The sequence below is a fragment of the Pyxidicoccus trucidator genome (genome assembly GCF_010894435.1).
Taxonomy (GTDB): Bacteria; Myxococcota; Myxococcia; order Myxococcales; family Myxococcaceae; genus Myxococcus; species Myxococcus trucidator.
The window spans coordinates 159,096-167,241 of the sequence record NZ_JAAIXZ010000009.1; the positions used below are offsets into that span (position 1 = coordinate 159,096).

Sequence of the window (8,146 nt, forward strand, 5' to 3'; positions counted from 1 at the left end):
GGAAATTCCGGGCTGCCACTTCGAGGGCCGAATACCGAACGGCCGGAATTTTGCACCCCAAGTCAGGTCCGGCGGAGCATGGGGCCGCTGCGCGCAGATGGCCGACAAATACGCATCCGCTCGGGACGCCAGTATCCTCGGCGCCATTTCTCTCCGAGCCGCCACCCCAGGCGTCCCGTGAAGGAGCGCTCCGCATGAACGCTGTCACGTCTTCCCAGCCGAAGGAGATAACCCTGCGCGGGGTGACCCTCGGGGTCCTCATCACGCTGGTGTTCACCGCGGCGCAGGTCTACCTGGGGCTGAAGGTCGGCCTCACCTTCGCGACCTCCATCCCCGCGGCGGTCATCTCGATGGCGCTCCTGAGCGCCTTCAAGAACGCCACCATCCAGGAGAACAACATCGTCCAGACGCTGGCCTCGGCGGCGGGCACGCTCGCTTCCGTGATCTTCGTCCTGCCCGGCCTGTTGATGACCGGCTGGTGGAGCGACGTGCCGTTCTGGCCGACGTTCGGCGCGTGTGCGATTGGCGGCGTACTTGGCGTGATGTACACCGTGCCGCTGCGTCGCGCGCTGGTCTCCGGCTCCGACCTTCCGTATCCCGAGGGCGTGGCGGCCGCCGAGGTGCTCAAGGTGGGCACCTCCTCGCGCTCCGGCGCAACCGAAGGCAAGGCCGGCCTCATGTCCGTCATCTGGGGCAGCATGGCCTCGGCCCTGTTCGCGGCGGCCGCCGCCGCCAGGCTGATGGCAGGTGAGGTGGCCGGGTATTTCAGGGTGGGCAGCGGCGCCACGGGCATTGGTGCCGCCAGCTCGCTGGCGCTCATCGGCGCGGGACACCTGATGGGCATCACGGTCGGCATCGCGATGCTGGCCGGCCTGGTGATTGCGTGGGGCATCCTGGTTCCGGTCCTCACGGCCATGGACCCGATGCCGGACGCCACGGCGTCGGAGCACGCGCTGCGCGTCTGGGGCACGCAGGTGCGCATGCTCGGCGCCGGCGCCATCGGTGCGGCGGCCATCGTGACGCTGGCGGGCCTCGCCAGGCCGGTCATCGGCGGCCTGCGGTCCGCGCTGGAGGCGGCGCGGCGAGCCAGGACGCAGGGCCAGGCGCTCGAGCGCACGGAGCAGGATCTATCCATCCGCACGGTGGGGCTGGTGACGCTGCTCGCCCTGGTGCCGGCTGGCTGGCTCCTGGCGAACTTCCTCCAGGACACCGTGCTGGAGAGCCTGAGCGTGCCGCTGGTCGCCGTGGGCATCGGCTACGTCCTGTTCGCGGGCATCTGTGCCGCCGCCGTCTGCGGCTACATGGCCGGTCTCATCGGTTCGTCGAACTCGCCTGTCTCGGGCATCGCCATCCTGACCATCCTGGGCGCCGCGCTCAGCGTCGGCGTGGTCGGGCGGCACGTCACCGGGCCCGAGGCGGCCCCCGCGCTGGTGGCGTTCGCGCTGTTCGTCACCACGGTGGTGCTGGCCGTGGCGGTCATCGGCAACGACAACCTGCAGGACCTGAAGACCGGCCAATTGGTGGACGCGACGCCCTGGAAGCAGCAGGTGGCCCTGCTCATCGGCGTGGTCGCCGGCTCTGCCGTCGTCCCCCCCGTGCTGGCGCTGCTGAACCGGGCCTACGGCTTCGCGGGCGCGCCCAACGCCAATGCCATCTCGGCGCAGCCGCTGGCGGCGCCGCAGGCGACCCTGATTTCAACCCTGGCCAAGGGAGTCATCGGCGGCAACCTGCGGTGGGACCTCGTGCTGTGGGGCGCCGCGCTCGGCCTGGTCCTGGTCGTCATCAACTTCGTGGTGAAGAAGGCCAGCAAGGGTCGCTACAGCCTGCCGCCGCTGGGCGTGGGCCTCGCCATCTACCTGCCCAGCGCCGTCACGGCGCCGGTGGTCGTGGGCGCGCTGGCGGGCTGGGCCTTCGAGCGCGCGGCGAGCAAGCAGAGCTGGGGTGAGCCCGCCAAGCGCCTGGGCGTGCTCATCATGTCCGGCTTCATCGTGGGCGAGAGCCTGTTCAACGTGGCGCTGGCCGGGTTGATCGTCTCGACGGGCAAGGGCGAGCCGCTGGCCCTCCCGATTGAGCTGGGTGAAGTGACGACCATGCTCATCGCCGTGGTGCTCGGCATCGTCGCGGTGGGAGGGCTGTACCGCTGGGCGGCGCGGACGGCGCTCCGCATCTCGACCTGACCGTGGGCTCCTGAGGGCTGTGGAGAAGTTCCTCACGGCCGGGCCGCCTGGCGCAGCCAGTCGCGCAGCCCCCCGGCGTCCGTCTCCGTCTAGAACAACTCGTCCCCGCCACCGGGGACGGGCTCCTGCGCCGAGAGGACCACCTCATCGGGCCGCTGCTCCACACGCAGGCCCTGGGGACTGGCTGCCAGCTCCTCGAGCGCGGAGAGGACCTCCATCACCGGCTGGACGTCGGCGACCCGGACGGGCACGACGGCGCGCTGGAGCCGCGAGCCGACGTGCTCGAGCAGCCGGTGCGGCGGGAGCGCCTCGATGTACCGGCCATGGAGGTAGGCGGGCGCGACCAAACAGACAACCTCGGAGGGAGGGACGGTCGCGAGGCTCGCATCGAAGCGCGCCCGCACCTCGTCCACCGAGGTGTCCTGGCGCCACAGGCCGAGCAGTGAGCGCAGGAAGTCCATCAGGGGCCGGAGCCGGGGCGCGGCGGCCTGGGCCGAGACCACCTCCAACGCCCGCTCGGCACGGACAGGGTCGGGCTCGACGAAGAACAGGGGCAGAACCTCCGCGAGGCCCGGCGAATAGAGTGGTTCGGCGAGCTGCTCCGGCGAGCCCGCGAACAAGCGCAGCGCTTCGGGTGCGAGCGGCTCCCCCGACAACCAACGGCACCACAGCCCGTCGAGCGCGCCCGTAGCAGCGGAAGCGCGTCGCAGCAGGTGGGGCCGTGCCTGCTCCGCGCCACCGAACAGCAGCACGGTCACCAGCTCCTCGAAGGGAGGACCGTCGGGAAAGTCGAGTGCGTCCCCTCCTCCCCAGCGCGAATACCGCTTTCGTTTGAGATCGCGTTGGACCGCTTGAGCCACCTCACTCCAGGCCGACCAGGGCACGCCGAGCGCCGCATAGGCCCGGCGAAGAGGCTCGTCCACGGGAGCCGAGACCTCATTGAGGCGTTTCTTGAAGTCGGCCCGCACGCGCTTGAGCTCGCGCAGCAGCTCCGGCAGCTCCTCCGCCGGACAGCCGCCGCTCAGCAGCCTGCGGTGGGAGACGGGGACGCCGCGGAGCTTGAGCAACCAGGCCGTGAACGCCGAATAGGCAGCCAGGGAGAGGTGTCGAGAGTCCATGAGTCACGTCGAGCAGGGGGGCATGCTGGCCCGGCACGCCCCCTCCGTGGGGACACGGAGGCTCCGATAGCACGGAGCCTCCAGGCCCACTACTCCGCGGCGCGCGCCGTCAACATCGGCTCACTGCACACCGACTCCGCGTGGGTGGAGTCATCCTGACGAAACGCCGAGGACAGCTCGTCCTCGTCCGTGTCACGGGCATCGCTCGCGCACGTGCCCCACTCGTACTCGGTTACCCACTCCTCACAAGTGACGACCTGCATGCTCCAGGGCAGCGCACAGACGATCCAGCAGGGCGTGCTGGCGTTGCAGCGCTCCTGCGAACAATCCGGGGGAAGGGCCAGCGCGGACATCGGGGCCAGCACGAGGGCCGCGGCACCCGCGAGCAGGGTCTTTGCGAACAGGTTCATGGTGTCTCCACGACGACGGGGTTACCGGGCCACAAGGGGTCGACCCGGAAGCTCCATCATCGACGGAAACCAGCGAATCACCAAAACCCGCTAAAACCTGCGGTCCCACTGGAGGACAGGACCGACCGTCTCCAGAACGGCGAAGGGAGAATGCAAAAGAAATCCCGCAGGCGCTTCTCCTGGATGAACGGCGAGCCGCATTCCCGCCGTCCCCTTCCGCCAGGAGCCTCCATGTTCCGGATTCTGTCCCTCTGCCTCTGCCTGTCCGCCTCGCTTGCCATCGCCGACGAGTCCTCCCCGAAGCCAGCACGGCTCACCGTGGCGCAGAAGAACGGCTGGGTGGCCTACGAGAAGGACCTGAAGGCGAAGGAGGACGCGGTCAACAAGGCCTGCGGAGCGGCCTTGAAGAGCAGCTACGACAAGACGAGCTACCCCGCCTTCGACCCGCTGAAGGACCGGACCCAATCGGCATGCCAGGCTGCCGTGGGCACCCTGGTCGAGGTCTGCCGCACCGCCGACGGGAAGGCCGCGGTGAAGGAGACGCTCACCAAGACGGTCTGCCGCCTGTCGACGGAGGGAACCCGGGTCTCGGTGGACGCGGGCACGCTGCTCATCCACATCGACCCGGACAAGGGCTCCATCGTCGGCAAGCAGGCCGGCAGCTACAACTGGAAGAGTGCTCTCGAGGAGGTGCTGTAGGCCACCGTCAGGAACGCACTGGGACCCAGATGGCGCTGTGGGCTTCCGGCGCGTCCGGGGACGCCTCTGCCGTATAGAAGTAGGCTGCGACCGCGGCTCGCCCCCGTCCCTCGGGACACTCCAGCGCGGCTGGGTGGCCGTGCCAGTGGTCGTCGCCATGAGCCATCACGACCAGCCGATCGAGGACCGGAGCGATTCGGGCCTCGCACTTCGAGAGGTCGGCATTCCACAGCTCGAGGTCACCGCCCCAGGCGGGTTCCCAATCGGGGTTCAGGTAATAGAGGACGGTGAGCCGCCGCGAGAGCGCACGGAAGCGGTCTCGGTTGAAGTCCGCGTGAAGCGCCAGATGGCCCCCACGCAGCGTGAGGTGCAGCCCGGCGCCCCGGAAATGCGGATCCGGGATGAGCCCTTGAACTCCGGTGAGTGTCTCCAGGAAGTCGAGGAACGACATGCCCGAGAACTCTGAGAGCAGGTGCCGGAGCGCTCCGGGCACATCTTCGAACGCCTTGCGCTGAAGCTGCCCCAGGCGCGCCGCCTGTTCCTGGTGGTCGCGTCGCTTCCAGCCGGCCTCGGATGCGCCCGGGAAGACCCCGGCCAGTCCGGACGCCAGCCGCTCACCCAGGAAGCCGTCGATGACGACGTGAGGATAGGGCCGTGCGGCACCGTAGGTGTCCCGATGGGCCACCGCGAGCGAGCGAAGCGCCGTACGACTGAGGAAGAAGCTCGGCCCCTGCAACGGGCCTTCTTCGAGGGTTGCGACGCTCACCGGGCCTCTTCCGCTGGAGTTGCTGCCCTTCGATGATGCCATGAGGCGAGTCGTCAGCGGTTGAAGAAGGAGGCCTGCTGGAAACGCATGCCGGCCAGAATCTGCTCTACCCGTGCGTCGGAGAGCGTCCCGATGTACTCGCCAAGCTGCGCCTTCTCGACCGAGGACACCTGCGACACGACCAGGACGCTCTGCCTGGGCAGATTCCCCTCCCCCACGTCGAGCAGCACATTGCCGGGTTCGCTCGCCCGCTTCAGGTTCGAGGTCAAAGCACAAACGACCACGGTATGGATGCGCGAGCGGTTGAAGACGTCGTCCTGAATCACCACATACGGGTGGGGGATGGCAGGAACCGACCCCCGCTCTTCCTCTGGCACCACCCAGAAGATGTCACCCCGGTGGACGTCGGCTGGGCCCCTGCCTGCCTGCGTCGCTGACTTCGTATCCATGTGCATGCCCGCCGAATCGCGCTGACCTTCGGACACTCTACACAGTGCCCCGGGCCAGCGCGGGAACCAGCGGGACGGGCGCATGCGGCCCCACTCCGCCAGCGGGCCTTGCCTCCCAGTTGCGGGCGGCGGGAGCCGTCGGCCCGGGACTTGCGATGGAGCCTCCGTCAACGGAGGAACGGATGGGCATTCGCGCTGGTGCGGTGGGAGCAGCTCTCGCGGTCATCTCTTTGCTGTCGGTGGGTTGCGGTGACCAACCCAGGACAGTCGACCCGCGGGAGGAGCAGGCGCCCGGCCCGCCCGAGGGAAACGAAGTTCCCTCCGAGTCCCCTCCCGATGCCTCCGTGGATGCCGGCACGCCTCCAACTGGCGAAGATGGGGGGACGACGCCGGATGCCGGCGAGCTGCCCGACGCGGGGACGGGGCCCGATGCCGGTGAGCCGACAGACGCGGGAACAGAGCCCGATGCCGGCACGCCGCCGGATGCGGGGCCGTGGCCGGTGGACACGATGCTCGACTACACGCGCTCGTTCGGCGTCGGCACACCGCAGAGTGTTGGACTCGATGAAGGGCTGAACCTCTGGCTCCTCGATGGCCGCCGCATTGGCGTGCTGCGCCCGAGTGATACGGCTCCGACGTGGACCACGGGCGTCGGTCAGGCGCGCCAGCCGTTCGGCGGGGACTCGCTCGCGACCGGCTCCACGGTGATCTGCGGTGGCGAGGCCGGGCGCGCGTACGTGGGGTACAGCGCCAACGAGATGAAGCGGGCGCCGGGAATCGAGCAGCGCACGTACATCCCCGGACCGGGCGAGGCGTACTACACGCCCGAGCGCTACGCCGAGTACCAGAAGGGAGACCTCGATGCGGTCCGCCTCCAGCCGGATGGGAGCGTGGTGCTCGAGGAGCACCTCTGGCGCACCGTCAAGACGTCGAACAAGGACAAGCAGATTGGCATCCACAACACGAACGACTTCCACTACGAGGAAGACCGCTCCGTCCTGAACTGCGCTCGCGTGACGCGCGGCAAGTATCGCGGCGACCTCTACATCACGACGAACCACGGGGTGACGCGCATCCAGGGGCTCGTCTACAACAGCCACCGTCACCCGGGCTGGTATCTCTACGAGAACGGCTCGGAGTGGGGCTCGCTGCAATGTCCTTATATGCACGGGCTGGGCATCGCTCCGAACGGAGACGTCCTCGTCGCGAATGAGCAGATGCTCGGAGTGCTCGTGCCGAGCGCGAAGCTCGAGGAGTGGGACCGCGAGAACACCTGGGGCGGGCCCACGCCCTGGACCTTCAAGAGCTTCAACGAGGTGCTCAACGGGCAGGCGACCGATGACTACTGGCGCGCCTTCGAGCAGACCCCCTCGGGCCGCTACTACCTGGGCAGCGCGGAGTTCGGCGTCTGGGCCATGACGCCGAAGTCACGCTCGGCGGGGAACTGGTCGAAGCTCGCAGGGCTGCCGACGAATCGTATCCTCGCGCTCAAGGCGACGGACGATGGCGCGCTCTACATCGGCACGAACGGCTCGGGCCTCTGGCGGCTGGAGGGGGACGGCACGACGCTGACCCAGGTGAGCCAGGTGTCCGGTCAACGCGTGTTGCAACTCGTCTACGAGCCCACTGTGACGCCGAGCATGCTGCTCGTCCTCACCGACCGGGGACTGACCGTTCTCCGAGGACCGTAGGGCGGACTTCCACGGGGTCGAATCCCGTCGGGGACAACCTGGGAAGCCCAGCAACCTCAAGGGGGGCTGGGCTTTTCTCTTGGAGAGCCCCTCACCCTCAACAGGCCTCCCATTCGCTCTATGCGCTTCAAACACACATGCGATTGGGTTCCCTACCGCACATGATGGATTGCCTCGCGCCCTTGAATTGGAATGGCACTTCAGGAGAATGTCTGCCCTGTGCGGAGGGCGGGGAGCAAGCGCCCTTCTGCGGAGGCGACCATGTTCAGGAACGGAGTGCTCCGGTTCAGCATCTGCGGCGTCCTGCTGCTCACGCTGCTGGAGGGGTGTGTCGCCTCGAGCAACGAGCAGGAGCTGGGTTCGCACCAGGGTGGAAGCACCAGCGCGGGCGGAGGATCAGCCCAGACGTGCGGCAATCCGGAGGTGCACGTCTTCGGGGTGTACGAGGCAAGTGGGGACCACACATCCACGGGCAAGGCCACGGTCCACGTGGAGCGGACCGGCTCGCAGGTGCTCGTGCTCTCCTCTTATGAGTCGGTGCATTGGAAGGTCAGCGCCGTGCCCGGTGCCGACCTCCAGTACATCCTCGTACTGGGGTACGACGCCCAAAGCGTGGATGCACCTCCCGGGGTGGAGGTGAAGGTGCTCGACAACGAGACGAGGGGCTTCATCCCAGAATGCGGGTACGAATACCCGGATGACGACCCGTACAGCGGCTGCGAGACTCCGGACTTGCTGGCGCAGGTGAAGCAGCTGACGGGGCAGGACGTGAGCTCCTTCCACGGCTGCTACCAGGCAACGTCCTTCACCCTGCGCGGGGACTTGAGCGCCGACTC

At 68.3% G+C, this 8,146-nt stretch carries 8 protein-coding genes; 4 read left to right on the forward strand and 4 right to left on the reverse strand.

Features of this window, described 5'->3' with window-relative positions; translation table 11 throughout:
* The first annotated feature begins 194 nt into the window (after positions 1-194).
* Complete coding sequence (locus G4D85_RS25160; RefSeq protein ID WP_164016377.1) at positions 195-2,177, forward strand: OPT family oligopeptide transporter; 1,983 nt, start codon at positions 195-197, stop codon at positions 2,175-2,177.
* Between the two features lie 89 nt (positions 2,178-2,266).
* Here G4D85_RS25160 and G4D85_RS25165 read toward each other — a convergent pair whose 3' ends face one another.
* Positions 2,267-3,295 (reverse strand): hypothetical protein, encoded by a 1,029-nt coding sequence (locus G4D85_RS25165; protein ID WP_164016379.1) that lies wholly within the window; start codon positions 3,293-3,295, stop codon positions 2,267-2,269.
* Positions 3,296-3,384: 89 nt separating this feature from the next.
* The gene (locus G4D85_RS25170) at positions 3,385-3,705 is read right to left on the reverse strand and encodes a hypothetical protein (RefSeq protein ID WP_164016381.1); all 321 of its coding nucleotides are present in this window, start codon (positions 3,703-3,705) and stop codon (positions 3,385-3,387) included.
* Between the two features lie 231 nt (positions 3,706-3,936).
* Between G4D85_RS25170 and G4D85_RS25175 the strand changes: the two genes are divergently transcribed.
* Positions 3,937-4,404 (forward strand): hypothetical protein, encoded by a 468-nt coding sequence (locus tag G4D85_RS25175; RefSeq protein WP_164016383.1) that lies wholly within the window; start codon positions 3,937-3,939, stop codon positions 4,402-4,404.
* Positions 4,405-4,411: 7 nt separating this feature from the next.
* Here G4D85_RS25175 and G4D85_RS25180 read toward each other — a convergent pair whose 3' ends face one another.
* Together G4D85_RS25180 and G4D85_RS25185 are read right to left on the reverse strand one after the other, a co-directional pair.
* Positions 4,412-5,170, reverse strand: a complete 759-nt coding sequence (locus G4D85_RS25180) for a 2OG-Fe(II) oxygenase (RefSeq protein ID WP_164016758.1) — start codon at positions 5,168-5,170, stop codon at positions 4,412-4,414.
* Between the two features lie 53 nt (positions 5,171-5,223).
* Positions 5,224-5,703 carry a type II toxin-antitoxin system PemK/MazF family toxin gene (locus G4D85_RS25185; RefSeq protein WP_240359488.1) on the reverse strand — a complete coding sequence of 160 codons (480 nt, stop codon included), beginning with the start codon at positions 5,701-5,703 and terminating at the stop codon, positions 5,224-5,226.
* Between the two features lie 98 nt (positions 5,704-5,801).
* Here G4D85_RS25185 and G4D85_RS25190 point away from each other — a divergent pair, with 98 nt between their 5' ends.
* Positions 5,802-7,310: a hypothetical protein gene (locus G4D85_RS25190; protein ID WP_164016387.1), complete on the forward strand. Its 1,509-nt coding sequence runs from the start codon at positions 5,802-5,804 to the stop codon at positions 7,308-7,310.
* Between the two features lie 261 nt (positions 7,311-7,571).
* Positions 7,572-8,146 (forward strand): hypothetical protein (locus G4D85_RS25195; RefSeq protein WP_205525692.1); only part of this gene is annotated, 575 nt, incomplete at its 3' end.

Bases quoted from the DNA above. Each gene is read 5' to 3' on its own strand.
- G4D85_RS25170 (WP_164016381.1), bottom strand. From the start codon at position 3,705: ATGAACCTGTTCGCAAAGACCCTGCTCGCGGGTGCCGCGGCCCTCGTG.
- G4D85_RS25175 (WP_164016383.1), top strand. From the start codon at position 3,937: ATGTTCCGGATTCTGTCCCTCTGCCTCTGCCTGTCCGCCTCGCTTGCC.
- G4D85_RS25185 (WP_240359488.1), bottom strand. From the start codon at position 5,703: ATGCGCCCGTCCCGCTGGTTCCCGCGCTGGCCCGGGGCACTGTGTAGA.
- G4D85_RS25165 (WP_164016379.1), bottom strand. From the start codon at position 3,295: ATGGACTCTCGACACCTCTCCCTGGCTGCCTATTCGGCGTTCACGGCC.
- G4D85_RS25190 (WP_164016387.1), top strand. From the start codon at position 5,802: ATGGGCATTCGCGCTGGTGCGGTGGGAGCAGCTCTCGCGGTCATCTCT.
- G4D85_RS25160 (WP_164016377.1), top strand. From the start codon at position 195: ATGAACGCTGTCACGTCTTCCCAGCCGAAGGAGATAACCCTGCGCGGG.